Below are 15,182 nucleotides of genomic sequence, written 5' to 3' on the forward strand. Positions count from 1 at the left end.
GCGAGGCAACCAACTATGTCTGCACCGAACAATTCCTTCGATCCGGTCGAGGTGACCCCCCTGCACCCCGACGAGGTCGCCCGCATGCGCGAGGAGGCGCTGGCCGCCGTCGAGGCCGCCCGCGACCTGGCAGAACTCAAGGAGGTCCGGCTCGCACACGCCTCGGACCGCTCCCCGCTGGCTCTGGCCAACCGGGAGATCGGCGCCCTGCCCCCGGCCGCCAAGGCCGAGGCGGGCAAGCGCGTGGGCGGCGCCCGCCGCGACGTCGGCCAGGCGCTCAAGGAGCGCCAGGCCGTCCTGGAGGCCGAGCGCGACGAGCGCGTCCTCGTCGAGGAGCGCGTCGACGTCACCCTGCCCTGGGACCGCGCTCCGCGCGGTGCCCGCCACCCGCTGACCACCGTCGCCGAACGCATGGCCGACGTCTTCGTCGGCATGGGCTTCGAGATCGCGGAGGGGCCCGAGGTCGAGGCCGAGTGGTTCAACTTCGACGCCCTCAACTTCCAGCCCGACCACCCCGCCCGCACCATGCAGGACACCTTCTTCGTGGAGGGACCCGACGGCGGCGACAGCGGCATGGTCCTGCGTACCCACACCTCCCCGGTCCAGATCCGGGCGCTGGTCTCGAGGGAACTGCCGGTCTACGTGGTCGCCCCCGGCAAGACCTTCCGCACCGACGAGCTCGACGCCACCCACAGCCCCGTCTTCCACCAACTGGAAGGCCTGGTCGTGGACAAGGGCATCACGATGGCGCACCTGCGCGGGGCCATCGACGCTTTCGTCGAGACCTTCTTCGGCGAGGGCCTCCGGACGCGGTTCCGGGCCTCCTACTTCCCGTTCACGGAGCCGTCCGCCGAGGTGGACATGCAGTGCTTCGTGTGCCGCGGGGCGTCGGTGGGCGACCCCGAGGCGCCCTGCCGCACCTGCTCCAGCGAGGGATGGATCGAGATCGGCGGCTGCGGCGTGGTCAACCCGCGTGTGCTCACCGCGGCGGGCGTCGACCCGCAGGTCTACAGCGGCTGGGCCTTCGGGCTGGGAATCGAACGGACACTGATGTTCGCGCACGGTGTGCGCGACATGCACGACATGGTCGAGGGCGACATCCGCTTCACCTCGGCGTTCGGGAGTGAGAACTGATGCGCGTCCCCCTTTCCTGGCTGCGGGAGTACGTCGACCTGCCTGCCGGCACCACCGCACGCGACCTGGCCTCGCGGCTGACGCTGGCGGGCCTGGAGGTCGAGACCGTCGACGAGCTCGGTGCCGACCTGACCGGCCCGATCGTCTACGGCCGCGTGCTCGAGATCGAGGAGCTCACCGGTTTCAAGAAGCCCATCCGCTACTGCAAGGTGGACGTCGGGCAGGCCAACGGCACGGGCGAGCCCCAGAACATCGTCTGCGGAGCCCGCAACTTCTCCGAGGGCGACCTCGTCGTGGTGTCCCTGCCCGGCGCGGAGCTGCCCGGCGGCTTCCGCATCGGCTCCCGCAAGACCTACGGCAAGATGTCCGAGGGCATGATCTGCTCGGCCAGTGAGCTGGGCCTGTGGGACGACCACAGCGGCATCATCGTGCTGCCCGAGGGCTTCGGCGAGGTCGGCGAGGACGCCATCGGCCCGCTGGGCCTGCGCGAGGACGTGCTCGACATCGCCGTCACACCCGACCGCGGTTACGCCCTGTCGATCCGCGGCGTGGCCCGCGACACCGCCGCCCTGTACGGAACGGCCTTCCGCGACCCCGCGGACGTCGAGGTGGCGGCGCCCGCCGGCGAGGGCCACCCGGCCGAGACCGACCCGGAGCTGTGCGGCCGCTACGTCCTGCGCGGCGCCACCGGGTTCGACCCCGACGCGCCCAGTCCGCTGTGGATGAAGCGGCGCCTGCACCAGTGCGGCGTGCGTTCCGTCTCCCTGGCCGTCGACGTCACCAACTACGTGATGCTCGAGCTCGGCCAGCCGCTGCACGCCTGGGACCGCACCGCCCTCCAGGGCGCCCTGAGCGTGCGCGCGGCCGCGCCGGGGGAGAAGCTGGAGACCCTGGACCACGTCCAGCGCTCCCTGGACCCGGACGACATCGTCATCGCCGACGACAGCGGCCCGGTCAACATCGCCGGCGTCATGGGCGGCGCCACCACGGAGATCTCCCTGACCACCACCGAGGTCCTCGTCGAGGCCGCCCACTTCGACGCGATGCACATCGCCCGCGCGTCGCGCCGCCACCAGCTGTCGTCGGAGTCCTCCCGCCGCTTCGAGCGCGGTGTCGACTCCGCCGTCCAGCTGGCCGCCGCCACCCGGGCGGTCGAGCTCCTCGCGGAGCTGGGCGGTGCCTCCGTGGAGCCCGGCTACACCCATGTCGTCCACCCCGCCGAGCGCACGGAGATCGTCGTCGAGGAGTCCCACGCGGGCTCCGTCGCCGGCGTCGACTACCCCGAGGGCACCGCGCGCACGTGGCTGGAGGCGATCGGCTGCGAGGTTGAGGCCGAGGGCACCGCCCTGCGCGTCACCCCGCCCACCTGGCGCCCCGACCTGACCGACCCCAACGACCTCGCCGAGGAGGTCATCCGGTTCGAGGGTTACGAGAACATCCCCTCGATCCGGCCGCGGGCCTCGGGCCGCGGACTGACCGCGGGCCAGCGCCTGCGCCGCGCCGTCGGCCGCGCCCTGGCCGCCGCCGGACACAACGAGGTGCTGTCCTACCCCTTCGTGGGCGAGCGCGACCTCGACGGCCTCCAGCTGGCGGCCGGTGACGCGCGCCGGAACTCGCTGCGCCTCGCCAACCCCCTGAGGGACGAGGAGCCGCTGCTGCGCACCACACTGCTGCCGGGCCTGTTCAAGGCACTGGCCCGCAACGTGGGCCGGGGCTTCTCCGACGTGTCCCTGTTCGAGACGGGTCTGGTCTACCGGCCCAGGCCGGGTGGCGGGCGAGCCCCGCTGCTCCCGGTCGACCGCGGCCCCTCCGCCGAGGAGCTGGCGCGCATCGACGCCGCCCTGCCCGAGCAGCCGCGCCATGTGGCCGCGGTGCTGGCCGGGGGCTTCGAACGCGCCGGCTGGTGGGGGCCGGGCCGCGAGGCCACCTGGGCCGACGCGGTCCAGGCCGCCCGCGAGGTCGCCCTCACCGCGGGTGTGGAGCTGGAGGTGGAGGCCGACGCGCACGCCCCCTGGCACCCCGGCCGCTGCGCCGCGCTGTACGCGCGCGTCGACGGAGAGCGCGTGCTCGTGGGCCACGCGGGTGAGTTGCACCCGCGCACGGTCAAGGCCTTCGGGCTGCCCGAGCGCTCCGCGGCGATGGAGGTCGACCTGGATCGGATCGAGCGGGCGCGCACCCCGGCGACCGCGCCCGAGGTGTCCACCTATCCGGTGGCCACCCAGGACGTCGCCCTGGTCGTGGACGCCTCCGTGCCGGTCGGTGAGATCAGCGCCGCCCTGGCCGAGGGCGCGGGCGAACTCCTGGAGAGCGTCCGCCTGTTCGACGTCTACACCGGTGACCAGGTGGGCGAGGGCCGCAAGTCGGTGGCCTTCACACTGCGCTTCCGCGCCGGGGACCGCACCCTGACCGCGGAGGAGGCGGGCGCCGCCCGCGACGCCGCCGTCGCCGCGGCGGCCGAACGCACGGGCGCGTCCATGCGCGCCTGACCGCCCCGCGGGCCGGCCGTCCCTCCGGGGGCGGCCGGCCCTTGCGTTTCGGGGCCGGGAAGCGGCCCCTCCGACACGAAAGCTCCGTTCGGAAGGCTGCGGAAAAGATTTTTTTCAGCCGTGTTCTTCCTGCGTATCAGGTGTTTTGAAGCCTGCGGGCCCGGGTAGCGCGCATGACGTTCGTGTTTCCGGGGATGAAAAATCGTTTTGTCTCTTGCTGTGAGGCGGGGGTCACACCTAGCCTGCAAGGACCTGCTCCTACGGGCGCCCGGACGCAGGTCGACACAGCCTTTTTGCTGCTGCGCACACGCGCACGTCTCACGGCTCGGAGGTCGCCCTATGACCGAAACGGTTGTCTCGTCAGTACCTGCCGCCCGCCGGACCGGGGAACCCGGTCGGCTCTGGCACACCTTCTGCGACATGAACACGGTCAGCAGGGGTCCCGAATTCGTGGTGGCCCGCGCCGAGGGCGTGTGGCTGTGGGACTCCTCCGGGGACCGCTACCTGGACGGCACCGCAAGCCTCTGGTACTGCAACGCCGGCCACGGACGGCGGGAGATCGCCGACGCGGTCCACCGGCAGATGACCCTGCTGGACTCCTACACGGTGTACGGGGACTTCGCCAACCTCCCCGCCCTGGAACTCAGCGAGCGGCTGGCCGCGCACGCTCCTGTCGCGGACCCGAGGGTGATCCTCACCTGCGGGGGAGGGGAGTCCATCGACACCGCGGCCAAACTGGCCCGGCGCTACTGGGCCGTGACGGGGAAGCCGGAGAAGACCCATCTGATCAGCCGGACCGGGGGCTACCACGGCCTGCACGGCATCGGCACGAGCATCTCGGGTATGGAGAGGTTCCGTGCGGGGTACGGCCGGCTGCTCGAGGACACCTCGGTGGTCCCGCACGACTCGGCCGCGGCCCTGGAGGCGGAGATCCTCCGGGTGGGCCCCGAGAACGTGGCCGCCTTCTTCGCCGAACCGGTGGTCGGTGCGGGCGGTGTGTACCTGCCCGGGCCCGACTACTTCACCGAGGTGGCCCGCATCTGCGACAGGTACGGCGTGCTGTTCGTCGTCGACAGCGTCATCTGCGGATTCGCCCGGATGGGGAACTGGTTCGGGATCGAACGGTTCGGGGTGACCCCGGACATGGTGGTCTTCGCCAAGGGCGTCTCCAGCGGCTATGTGCCGCTGGGCGGTGTCGTGGTCAGCGGCCGGATCGCCGACCCGTTCTGGAACCGGGAGGGGAACCCGTTCATGCACGGGACCACCTACGCCGGGCACCCCAGCGCATGCGCGGCGGCCATGGCCAACCTCGACATCCTGGAACGCGAGGACCTCTTCACCGTGGCGCTGGAGGTCGAGCGCCACCTGGACGGGGCGCTGCGCACCCTGGCCGGCCACCCGCTGGTGGCGGAGGTGCGTTCGGGCCTCGGCGTGATGGGGGCGGTGGAGCTCACCGAGGAGGCCCTGACCGAACGGGGAATCACCACGGCCGACGTGTTCGCCGAGGCGCGTTCCCGGGGCGTCGTGCTGCGGCCGGTCCCGAGGGCGCTGCTGGTGTCGCCGCCGCTGATCATCACCTGGGAGCAGATCGACCACCTGGTCTCCACGCTGGCGGCCTCGCTCGACGCGGTGTCGAGTCGCTGACGGGTCCGCCGGTTCCGCCGCTCCGGCGGCGGAACCGGCGCGGCCCCGTGTCCATCCGAGGCGGTCGAGGACTGCCGGAACAAAAGACCGTCGGGTAATGTTTACCGGGAAGATACTTCTTATGGGTGAGATGCGCGAAGCTGCTCGCCCGGAACCCGACGGGGACGGACATGACCGCGCAGGAGACCGAGCACACCGACAGCACTCTGAACGACGACGACCTCATCACCGCCTGGGGCCTGCTCCACGAGGCGATGAACAACGTGCAGCCCAGGCTGCTCAACGGGATCACCCCCGGGGGCAAGGACATGGCGGGGCCCTGGTTCGAGGTGCTCATCCGACTCCAGCGCACGCCGGGCCACCGACTGCCGATGAGCCGCCTGGCCAAGGAGGTCAGCCTGAGCACCGGCGGGTTCACCAAGCTCGCCGACCGGTTGGAGCGCGAAGAGTACCTCGTACGCGAGAACTGCGCTTCCGACCGCCGCGTCGTCTACGCCTCCCTCACGCCCAAGGGTGTGGAGTTCATCGACCGGGCCCGGGTCAAGCACGTCCAGCGGCTGCGGGAGCACGTCCTGGCGCCCCTGGGGCCGGAGGGGGTCCGGCAGCTGGCCGAGATCGCCCGAACCCTCCGTGACAGCGCGGTCTGCTGAGGAACTTCCCTTTCAACACCCCGTGTAGTCGAAAAGCCCCTGTTGGCAGACCGTAATCGTACGAAAGTGCGGAAAAAGACCTACCACTGTCCCTCTCCGTGTAGTTTGGCGAGTGTTCGGAGACCGAGCAGCACGGTCTCCCGGCGGACATGCACGGGGGGAATTGATGGGACTGTTCACCACTGCCGCGCAATTGAGGCCGATCCCCCGGTCCACCCGCTTCGCCAACGGCGCGGTTTCCTTCTGGTTCCGCGAGACGGGTGTTCCTGAACGCAGGGACCCGCTGCCGGGCACGGTGGACTACGACGTGTGCATCGTCGGGGCCGGGTACACCGGGCTGTGGACGGCCTACTACCTCAAGAAGGCCCAGCCTGACCTGCGCGTGGCGGTCGTGGAGCGCGAGTTCGCCGGATACGGGGCGTCCGGGCGCAACGGAGGCTGGTTGTCGGCCGAGTTCGCCGGCTCCCGCGAGCGCTACGCGCAGTCCTACGGCAAGGCGTCCATGATCGCCCTCCAGCGCGCGATGATGGGCACCGTCGACGAGGTCGTCTCCGTGGCCGGGGCCGAGGGGATCGACGCCGACATCGTCAAGGGCGGCATGCGCCTGGTCGCGACCAACGCCGCCCAGCGCGAGCGCCTGGTCGAGGACATCGAGTACCTCCAGGAATGGGGCTACTGGCCCGACGACATCCACATGCTGGAAGAGGGCCACAAGCCGGACATCGCCGTGGAGGGGGCCGTGGCCGCCGCCTACTCGCCGCACGCCGCCCGCGTCCAGCCCGCCAAGCTGGTCACCGGCCTGGCCCGCGTCGTCGAGGCCCTGGGCGTCGCCCTCTTCGAGGGCACCGCCGTCGAGGAGATCCGCCCCCGCCAGGGCGCCTCCCGCCCCGCGGTCGTCACCGAGCACGGCACCGTGTACGCCGACCACGTCATCCGCGCGACCGAGGGCTTCACCTCGGCGCTGCACGGCCGCCGGCGCGACTGGCAGCCGATGAGATCGTCGATGATCGCCACCGAACCGGTGCCGGCCGAGGTGTGGGACAAGATCGGCTGGGAGGGCCGAGAGGTTCTCGGCGACAGCGCCCACTCCTACGTCTACGCCCAGCGCACCGCGGACGACCGCATCGCCATCGGCGGCCGCAGCGTGCCCCACCGCCTCGGCTCAGGGGAGGACGGGGACGGCGCCACCCAGCCCCAGAGCATCGCCGAGCTGTGGCGCGCGCTCACCCGGATGTTCCCCGACGTGGCCGACGTACCCGTCGAGCACGCCTGGTCCGGGGTCCTCGGTGTTCCCCGCGACGGGAGCCCGACCGTCCACCTCGACACCGAGACCGGTCTGGGATGGGCCGGGGGCTACATCGGCAGCGGCGTGGCCACCAGCAACCTCGCCGGCCGGACCCTGCGCGACCTGGTCCTGCGCCGAGACACCGACCTGACCCGCCTGCCCTGGGTGGGCCACCAGTCCCGCGGCTGGGAGCCCGAGCCCCTGCGCTGGGTCGGCACCCAGGTCGTCCGCGGCCTCTACCGGAGCGCCGACCGCCGCGAGTCCAAGATCCCTGAGGAGAAGGCCCGCACCTCCCGCCTCGCCGGCATCGCGGGTCGGCTCTCCGGCCGCTGAACCGGCTGGGGGCCTGTCCTGAGGACCTGCGTCCGGCCTTCCCCGCAGGGCACGGGAACTCCCGAGACCTGTGCCCCCGGCCTCGAACGGAACCTGGAGCGGGCGGCCGGGCGTCTGTACACCTTCGTGTGCGATCCGGTGCCCAGGAGCCGGTGTCGCGGGTCGACCGTCGGATGCTGTGGACGGTGCGCTCCGCCGGGCAGGGGAGGCTCCCGCTTTGGGCTGCCTTCTCCGGCCGCCCTCGCAGCGGACCTCTTCCCCACGGGAGCGTGCTCTCGGACCCGCAGGAGCATGCGGACGGCCCAGCGGCGGTGCCGAAACCCAGGTCGGGGCGGTCCCGGGGAACGTGCGGTGTCGACGGACGGTCCGCCGTCCGCGATGGGTGCGGGTCACGGTCGCCTTCCGGGTGTGCCGCACATGTCCCGGGCGCGCCTCCCGAGCTGTCGTCACACACTCTCCCGGACCGCTTCCTCACGGGCCGGGCGGCGGGCGGCTTGCATAAATTTGCAGTCCAGTGCATGATGGTTCAGTCGGAGAGGATCGAGGGGGAGAACCACCATGGGTTACAGCGCGGCGATCGCCGGAGCCAGCGGCTACGCCGGAGGCGAGGTGCTGCGCCTGCTGCTCGGCCACCCCGAGATGGAGATCGGCGCCCTCACCGCGGCCAAGAGCGCCGGGGACCGCCTCGGAGCGCACCAGCCGCACCTGCTGCCGCTGGCCGACCGCGTCCTGGCCCCCACCACCCTCGAGGAGCTGCGCGGCCACGACGTCGTCTACCTCGCTCTGCCGCACGGGCAGTCCGCCGACATCGCCCGGCAGCTCGGCGACGACGTCCTCGTCGTCGACTGCGGGGCCGACTTCCGGTTGAACGACGCCGCCGCCTGGGAGCGCTTCTACGGCACCCCGCACGCCGGCACCTGGCCCTACGGCCTGCCCGAGCTGCCCGGGCAGCGCGAACGCCTCGCCGGGGCCAGGAGGGTCGCCGTCCCGGGCTGCCACGTCACCGTCGCCACCCTCGCCCTGTTCCCCGGCCTGGCCGAGCAGCTCGTCGAGCCCGACCTGACCGTCGTCGCCGTCACCGGAACCTCCGGCGCGGGCAAGGCGCCCAGGCCCAACCTCGTCGGCAGCGAGGTCATGGGGGCCCTCACCCCCTACGGAGTCGGCGGCACCCACCGCCACAACCCCGAGATCGTCCAGAACCTCACCGCCGTCACCGGCGAACCGGTCCGCCTGTCCTTCACCCCGGTCCTGGCGCCCCTGCCCCGCGGCATCCTCGCCACCTGCACCGCACCCCTCCGGCCCGGTGCCACCGTCGACCAGGTGCGTGCCGCCTACGAGACCGCCTACGCCGACGAGCCCTTCGTCCACCTCCTTCCGGAGGGGACCTGGCCCAGCACCGCCATGACGCTCGGCGCCAACACCGCCCTCGTCCAGGTCACCGTCGACCCCGACGCCGGGCGCATGGTCGCCGTCGCCGCCCTGGACAACCTCACCAAGGGCACCGCCGGCGGCGCCGTCCAGAGCACGAATCTCGCCCTGGGCCTGCCCGAGACCACCGGTCTCCCGCTCGCCGCGGTCGCCCCGTAACCACTGGAAAGGCACACCGTGAGCGTCACCGCACCGCTGGGCTTCCGAGCCGCGGGCGTCAGCGCGGGCATCGGTCCCGAAGGGGCCCTCGACGTCGCCGTCGTCGTCAACGACGGTCCCTCCCGCGCGGCCGGCGCGGTCCTCGGCAGCGGCGAGAACCAGGCCGCGCCTGCCCTGTGGACCCGCCAGGTCGTCGCCGGCGGCCGTGTCCGCGCCGCCGTCCTCAACTCCGGATGCGCCAACACCGGCACCGGCCACCTCGGCTTCCAGGACGCCCACGCCCTCGCCGAGCACACCGCCGGACGGCTCGGCGACTCCGCCGCCGAGATCGCCCTGTGCGCGGCCGGGCCGGTCGGGGTCCGGCCTCCTCTGGAGGAGCTGCGCGGCGGCGTCACCGCCGCGATCGCCGAGCTCTCCCGCAGCGGGGGGCTGGCCGCCGCCGACGCCGTACGCACCACGGACACGGTCGCCAAGATCGCCTTCCGGCGCGGCGGGGGCTACACCCTCGGCGCCATGGCCAAGGGGCCCGACCCCTCGCTGTCCACCGGACTGTGCGTCCTCACCACCGACGCCGACCTCACCGCCGACCAGTGCCAGGAGCTGCTGGCCGCCGCCGCTGCCGCGACCCTGGCCCCGCTGACCGGCAGCAACGACACCGTCCTGCTCATGGCCAGCGGCGCCGGCGGAACCGCTCCCCGGCCCGAGGACTTCGCCGCCCTCCTCACGGAGGTGTGCGCGGACCTGGCCGCACAGATCGACGCCGACCCCGCCACCATGCACAAGAGGGGACAGAACCCGTGATCGCGCGATCCGCCCCCGGTGACCACACCGGGGCCATCGACAAGGCGGCCAACCTCATCGAGGCGCTGCCCTGGCTCTCCCGCTTCCACGGCCGCACCGTCGTGGTCAAGTACGGCGGCAACGCCATGGTCAGCGAGGAGCTCCGTGTCCGCTTCGCCGAGTCCGTCGTCTTCCTCCACTACGCCGGCCTGCGACCCGTCGTCGTCCACGGCGGCGGGCCCCAGATCAGCGCCATGCTCGACCGCTCCGGCGTGGAGTCCACCTTCACCGCCGGACTGCGTGTCACCACCGACGAGGCCATGGACATCGTCCGCATGGTCCTCACCGGCCAGGTCAACCGCGAGATCGTCGGCCTGATCAACCGGCACGGGCCCTTCGCCGTCGGCATGTCCGGCGAGGACGCCAACCTCCTGGTGGCCGAGCGCAAGAGCGTCGAGATCGACGGGGAGAGCGTCGACATCGGACGCGTCGGCGAGGTCACCGAGGTCAACCCCGGTGCCGTGGCCGCCCTCATCGCCGACGGCCGCATCCCCGTCGTCTCCAGCGTCGCCCGCGCCGACGACGGCGGCGTCTACAACGTCAACGCCGACACCGCGGCCTCCGCCCTGGCCGTCGCGCTCGGCGCGGGCAAGCTCATCATGCTCACCGACGTCGAGGGCCTGTTCGCCGACTACCCGGCCAACACCGAGCTCATCAGCCGACTGGACGTCGAGGAACTCGAGAAACTGCTGCCCTCCCTCGCCTCGGGGATGCTCCCCAAGATGGAGGCCTGCCTGACCGCGGTCCGGGGCGGAGTCCCCCAGGCGCACATCATCGACGGGCGCGTCCCCCACTCCCTGCTCCTGGAGGTCTTCACCGACCAGGGTGTCGGCACCATGGTCGCCGACGAGGAGCTGGAGGCAGCCCTGCTCTCGGGGAACGGACCGCAGCCCCGGAACCACGCCCGCAACGACACCGACGGAGGCCGCACGTGACCAGCAGCTCCGACCTGCGCGAGCGCTTCGCCGCCTCGCTCATGCCCACCTACGGCGTTCCGCCGATCGCCCTCTCCCACGGCCGGGGCTGCGAGGTCTACGACGCCGACGGCCGCCAGTACCTCGACCTCATCGCCGGCATCGCCGTCTCCGTCCTCGGCCACGGTCACCCGGCCGTGGTCACCGCCGTGGCCCGTCAGGCCGCCGTCCTGGCCCACACCAGCAACCTGTTCGTCCACGAACGCGAGGTCGAGCTCGCCGAGCGGCTCGTCGCGCTGGTCGGCGGCGACGCCAAGGTCTTCTTCGCCAACTCCGGCACCGAGGCCAACGAGGCCGCCCTCAAGCTCGTCAAGCGCGCGGCCTCTCCCGGCCGCCACTACTACGTGGCCTCCAGCAAGGGCTTCCACGGCCGCACCTCCGGTTCCCTCGCCCTCACCGGCAAGGACGCGATCCGTGAGCCCTTCGGTCCCTTCGGCACGGAGGTCCGCTTCGTTCCCCACGGGGACCTCGACGCCCTGCGCGAGAACGTCGACGAGCACTGCGTCGCCGTGTTCACCGAGCCCGTCCAGGGCGAGGCCGGTGTCGTCCCCGCCCCCGAGGGCTACCTCGCCGGTGTCCGCGAGATCTGCGACGCCACCGGAGCCGCGTTCGTCCTCGACGAGATCCAGAGCGGCATCGGCCGCACCGGAGCCTGGTTCGCCCACCAGGCGGAGGGGGTGCGCCCCGACGTCCTCACCCTGGCCAAGGGCCTGGGCGGCGGCCTGCCGATCGGCGCCTGCGTCGGACTGGGCCGCTACGCCGACGCCTTCCGCAAGGGGGACCACGGCTCCACCTTCGGCGGCAACCCCGTCGCCTGCGCCGCCGCGCTCGCGGTCCTCGACACCATCGAGGGGGAGGGCCTGCTCGCGCACACCACCGTCGTGGGCGATCTCCTCGCCGAACAGCTCGAGGCCCTCGACCACCCCCTCCTGGCCGGCCAGCGCGGCAGCGGCCTGTGGCGGGCCCTGGAGCTCACCGCCCCGCACGCCGCCCACGTCCAGGAGCAGGCCGCCGTCCGCGGCTTCCTGGTCAACGCCGTCACCCCCGACGCCGTCCGGATCGCCCCGCCCCTGGTCATCACGCCCGAGGAGATCGGCGTGTTCATCGAGGCGCTGCCCACCGTCCTGGACGCCGCCGAGGCCGCCGCCACCAAGGAGAAGCAGTCATGAGGCACTTCCTGCGCGACGACGACCTCACCCCGGCCGAGCAGGCCCGGGTGCTCGACCTCGCCGACACCATGAAGAAGGACCGCTTCGGCCACCGCCCGCTCGAGGGCCCCCGCAGTGTCGCGCTCCTCTTCGACAAGCCTTCCACGCGCACCCGCCTGTCCTTCGGCGTCGGTGTCGCGGACCTCGGCGGCACCCCGCTCGTCCTGGACGGCGGCAGCACCCAGATGGGCCGGGGCGAGCCCTTGGAGGACACCGCCCGCGTTCTGGAGCGCCAGGTCGCCGCCGTCGTGTGGCGCACCTTCGCCCAGGCCGACCTGGAGACCCTGGCCGCCCACATCTCCGTCCCCGTGGTCAACGCGCTCACCGACGAGTTCCACCCCTGCCAGATCCTCGCCGACCTGCAGACCGTGCGCGAGCACAAGGGCACCCTGGCCGGGCTCACCCTGGCCTACCTCGGGGACGGCGCCAACAACATGGCCCACTCCTACCTGCTGGGCGGCGCCACCGCCGGGCTCCACGTCCGGATCGGCGCCCCGGAGGGCTACACCCCCGACCCGGCCGTGCTCGAACGCGCCGCCGAGATCGCCCGGCGGACCGGGGGGTCGGTCGCCGTCACTCCCGACCCGCGCGAGGCGGCCGCGGGCGCCGACGTCGTGGCCACCGACACCTGGGTGTCCATGGGCCAGGAGGACGAGGCCGCGGAGCGCCTGGCCACCTTCGGTTCCTACATCGTCGACGAGGCCCTCATGGCCGCCGCCGACCCCGCGGCGATCGTGCTGCACTGCCTGCCCGCCTACCGCGGCAAGGAGATCGCGGCCGACGTCCTCGAGGGCCACCAGAGCGTGGTCTGGGACGAGGCCGAGAACCGCCGCCACGCGCAGAAGGCCCTGCTCGCCTTCCTCCTGGAGGCCGCCGAGACCCCGGAGGGCGGATGACGGCGAACGGCGAGGGGCAGGCCACGGCCCCGATGACCAAGGCGGCCAGACAGGCCCGCATCACCGACGTCCTCACCCGGGAGGACATCCGCTCCCAGAGCGACCTGGCCAAGCGCCTGTCCGAGGCCGGTGTCCAGGTCACCCAGGCCACCCTCTCCCGGGACCTGGACGAACTGGGCGCGGTCAAGCTGCGCACCGCCGACGGGCACCTCGCCTACGTCCTGCCGGGGGAGGGCGGCGAGCGTCTCCAGCGCACCCGCCCCGACACCCTCGACCTGGCCGAGGCCTCCGGGGCCCGCCTCGCCCGGCTGGCCGAGGACCTCCTCGTCTCCGCCGAGGCCTCCGCCAACATGGTCATCGTCCGCACACCCCCCGGAGCGGCGCAGTACCTGGCCTCCGCCATCGACCACACCGACTTCCACGCCATCCTGGGCACCATCGCGGGAGACGACACCATCCTGGTCATCTCCCGCGACCCCCGGGGCGGGGAGGAACTGGCCGCCGCCCTCCTGCGGCTGGCCGACCGCAGACCGTGAGCACGACGCCGTGCGGGGCCGACCGGCCCCGCACACCGCACCACCCCGAGGAGAGCACACCATGCCCGACCAGCCCGAGGCGCTGCGCCTGTGGGGAGGCCGCTTCGAGGGCGGACCGGACCAGGCCCTGGCCCGGCTGTCGCTGAGCACCCACTTCGACTGGCGCCTGGCCCGCCACGACATCGCCGGATCGCGCGCGCACGCACGGGCGCTGCACCGCGCCGGGCTGCTCACCGACGGCGAGCTCGACCGCATGATCGAGGGTCTGGACCGGCTGGAGGCCGACGTGGCCTCGGGGGCCTTCACCCCCGTCCTGGAGGACGAGGACGTGCACACCGCCCTCGAGCGCGGGTTCATCGAGCGGGTCGGCCCCGAGCTGGGGGGACGGCTGCGCGCCGGCCGGTCCCGCAACGACCAGATCGCCACGCTCATCCGCATGTACCTGCGCGAGGAGGCCCGGCAGATCGCCGATCTGCTCCTGGACCTGGTGGAGGCCCTGGCCGACCAGGCCGGAGCCCACCCCGGCGCGGCCATGCCCGGGCGCACCCACCTCCAGCACGCCCAGCCCGTGCTGCTCGCCCACCACCTCATGGCGCACGCCTGGCCGCTGCTGCGCGACGTCGAGCGGCTGCGCGACTGGGACCGGCGCGCCGCCGTGTCCGCCTACGGCTCCGGCGCGCTCGCCGGCTCCTCGCTGGGCCTGGACCCGCAGGCGGTCGCCGTGGAACTGGGCTTTCCCGCCTCGGTGGAGAACTCCATCGACGGCACCGCGGCGCGCGACGTCGTCGCCGAGTTCTCCTTCGTCACCGCCATGGTCGGCGTGGACCTGTCCCGGCTCTCGGAGGAGGTCATCCTGTGGGCGACGAAGGAGTTCTCCTTCGTCACGCTCGACGACGCCTTCTCCACCGGTTCGTCGATCATGCCGCAGAAGAAGAACCCCGACGTCGCAGAGCTGGCCCGGGGCAAGGCGGGCCGCCTCATCGGCGACCTCGCCGGTCTGCTCGCCACCCTCAAGGGGCTCCCGCTCGCCTACAACCGGGACCTGCAGGAGGACAAGGAGCCGGTGTTCGACGCCGTCGACACCCTCCACCTGCTGCTGCCCGCGGTGACCGGCATGATCGCCACCCTGGTCTTCCACACCGACCGCATGGCCGAACTCGCCCCCCAGGGTTTCTCCCTGGCCACCGACATCGCCGAGTGGCTCGTACGCGAGCGCGTTCCCTTCCGCGAGGCCCACGAGATCGCCGGCACCTGCGTGCGGGTGTGCGAGGAGCGGGGGGCCGATCTGCCCGACCTGAGCGACGAGGACCTCGCCGCGATCTCGCCGCACCTGACCCCGGCCGTGCGCGAGGTGCTCACCGTCGAGGGCTCCCTGGCCTCCCGCGCGGGCCGGGGCGGCACCGCCCCCGTACGCGTCGCCGAGCAGCTGGAGCGCCTGCGCTCGGCCATCGACGAGAACCGCCGGGCATTCTCCGCCTAGACGGACAGAGCGCCCAGGGCGCCCCGCGGCAGCCGCCGCGGGGCGCCCTTTCCCTTTTCCGCGGACGGCTGCGGATTTTCCTGATTCCCCGGCAAGCACCGATCGAGTGCGGTAGCGTCCTGAATCCGC

Annotated in this window: 12 protein-coding genes; all 12 read left to right on the forward strand. The window is 72.6% G+C overall.

Annotated features, from left to right (window positions below; genetic code table 11):
* The first annotated feature begins 15 nt into the window (after positions 1-15).
* The 12 genes from pheS to argH all read left to right on the forward strand — a co-directional run bounded on the left by pheS (position 16) and on the right by argH (position 15,053).
* Positions 16-1,134 carry a phenylalanine--tRNA ligase subunit alpha gene (gene pheS / locus FHS13_RS06525; RefSeq protein ID WP_184289055.1) on the forward strand — a complete coding sequence of 373 codons (1,119 nt, stop codon included), beginning with the start codon at positions 16-18 and terminating at the stop codon, positions 1,132-1,134.
* Positions 1,134-3,620 (forward strand): phenylalanine--tRNA ligase subunit beta, encoded by a 2,487-nt coding sequence (gene pheT, locus FHS13_RS06530; protein WP_184289058.1) that lies wholly within the window; start codon positions 1,134-1,136, stop codon positions 3,618-3,620. The genes pheS and pheT overlap by 1 nt, the downstream gene beginning before the upstream one ends.
* A gap of 420 nt (positions 3,621-4,040) precedes the next feature.
* A complete protein-coding gene (locus FHS13_RS06535; RefSeq protein WP_246404757.1) occupies positions 4,041-5,264 on the forward strand; it encodes an aminotransferase family protein in 1,224 nt (407 codons plus the stop codon).
* A 170-nt stretch (positions 5,265-5,434) separates the two neighbouring features.
* A complete protein-coding gene (locus tag FHS13_RS06540; protein ID WP_184289064.1) occupies positions 5,435-5,914 on the forward strand; it encodes a MarR family winged helix-turn-helix transcriptional regulator in 480 nt (159 codons plus the stop codon).
* A gap of 166 nt (positions 5,915-6,080) precedes the next feature.
* Positions 6,081-7,532, forward strand: a complete 1,452-nt coding sequence (locus FHS13_RS06545; protein ID WP_184289067.1) for an NAD(P)/FAD-dependent oxidoreductase — start codon at positions 6,081-6,083, stop codon at positions 7,530-7,532.
* 558 nt (positions 7,533-8,090) lie between these two features.
* The gene (gene argC / locus FHS13_RS06550; RefSeq protein ID WP_184289070.1) at positions 8,091-9,119 is read left to right on the forward strand and encodes an N-acetyl-gamma-glutamyl-phosphate reductase; all 1,029 of its coding nucleotides are present in this window, start codon (positions 8,091-8,093) and stop codon (positions 9,117-9,119) included.
* Between the two features lie 18 nt (positions 9,120-9,137).
* Positions 9,138-9,920 (forward strand): bifunctional ornithine acetyltransferase/N-acetylglutamate synthase, encoded by a 783-nt coding sequence (locus FHS13_RS06555; RefSeq protein ID WP_184289073.1) that lies wholly within the window; start codon positions 9,138-9,140, stop codon positions 9,918-9,920.
* Positions 9,917-10,894: an acetylglutamate kinase gene (argB, locus tag FHS13_RS06560; protein ID WP_184289076.1), complete on the forward strand. Its 978-nt coding sequence runs from the start codon at positions 9,917-9,919 to the stop codon at positions 10,892-10,894. The genes FHS13_RS06555 and argB overlap by 4 nt, the downstream gene beginning before the upstream one ends.
* Complete coding sequence (locus tag FHS13_RS06565) at positions 10,891-12,102, forward strand: acetylornithine transaminase (RefSeq protein ID WP_184289079.1); 1,212 nt, start codon at positions 10,891-10,893, stop codon at positions 12,100-12,102. Before argB ends, FHS13_RS06565 begins: the two co-directional genes overlap by 4 nt.
* Complete coding sequence (argF, locus tag FHS13_RS06570; RefSeq protein WP_184289082.1) at positions 12,099-13,037, forward strand: ornithine carbamoyltransferase; 939 nt, start codon at positions 12,099-12,101, stop codon at positions 13,035-13,037. The genes FHS13_RS06565 and argF overlap by 4 nt, the downstream gene beginning before the upstream one ends.
* Positions 13,034-13,573 (forward strand): arginine repressor, encoded by a 540-nt coding sequence (locus FHS13_RS06575; protein WP_184289084.1) that lies wholly within the window; start codon positions 13,034-13,036, stop codon positions 13,571-13,573. The genes argF and FHS13_RS06575 overlap by 4 nt, the downstream gene beginning before the upstream one ends.
* A gap of 61 nt (positions 13,574-13,634) precedes the next feature.
* Positions 13,635-15,053 carry an argininosuccinate lyase gene (gene argH, locus FHS13_RS06580; RefSeq protein WP_184289087.1) on the forward strand — a complete coding sequence of 473 codons (1,419 nt, stop codon included), beginning with the start codon at positions 13,635-13,637 and terminating at the stop codon, positions 15,051-15,053.
* The last annotated feature ends 129 nt before the right edge of the window (positions 15,054-15,182 follow it).

It is taken from the genome of Nocardiopsis algeriensis (assembly GCF_014203695.1).
GTDB lineage: Bacteria > Actinomycetota > Actinomycetes > Streptosporangiales > Streptosporangiaceae > Nocardiopsis > Nocardiopsis algeriensis.

What these genes read in the sequence shown, in the direction of transcription:
- pheS (WP_184289055.1), top strand. Translation starts at nt 16, where the DNA reads ATGTCTGCACCGAACAATTCCTTCGATCCGGTCGAGGTGACCCCCCTG.
- pheT (WP_184289058.1), top strand. Translation starts at nt 1,134, where the DNA reads ATGCGCGTCCCCCTTTCCTGGCTGCGGGAGTACGTCGACCTGCCTGCC.
- FHS13_RS06535 (WP_246404757.1), top strand. Translation starts at nt 4,041, where the DNA reads ATGAACACGGTCAGCAGGGGTCCCGAATTCGTGGTGGCCCGCGCCGAG.
- FHS13_RS06540 (WP_184289064.1), top strand. Translation starts at nt 5,435, where the DNA reads ATGACCGCGCAGGAGACCGAGCACACCGACAGCACTCTGAACGACGAC.
- FHS13_RS06545 (WP_184289067.1), top strand. Translation starts at nt 6,081, where the DNA reads ATGGGACTGTTCACCACTGCCGCGCAATTGAGGCCGATCCCCCGGTCC.
- argC (WP_184289070.1), top strand. Translation starts at nt 8,091, where the DNA reads ATGGGTTACAGCGCGGCGATCGCCGGAGCCAGCGGCTACGCCGGAGGC.
- argF (WP_184289082.1), top strand. Translation starts at nt 12,099, where the DNA reads ATGAGGCACTTCCTGCGCGACGACGACCTCACCCCGGCCGAGCAGGCC.
- FHS13_RS06575 (WP_184289084.1), top strand. Translation starts at nt 13,034, where the DNA reads ATGACGGCGAACGGCGAGGGGCAGGCCACGGCCCCGATGACCAAGGCG.
- argH (WP_184289087.1), top strand. Translation starts at nt 13,635, where the DNA reads ATGCCCGACCAGCCCGAGGCGCTGCGCCTGTGGGGAGGCCGCTTCGAG.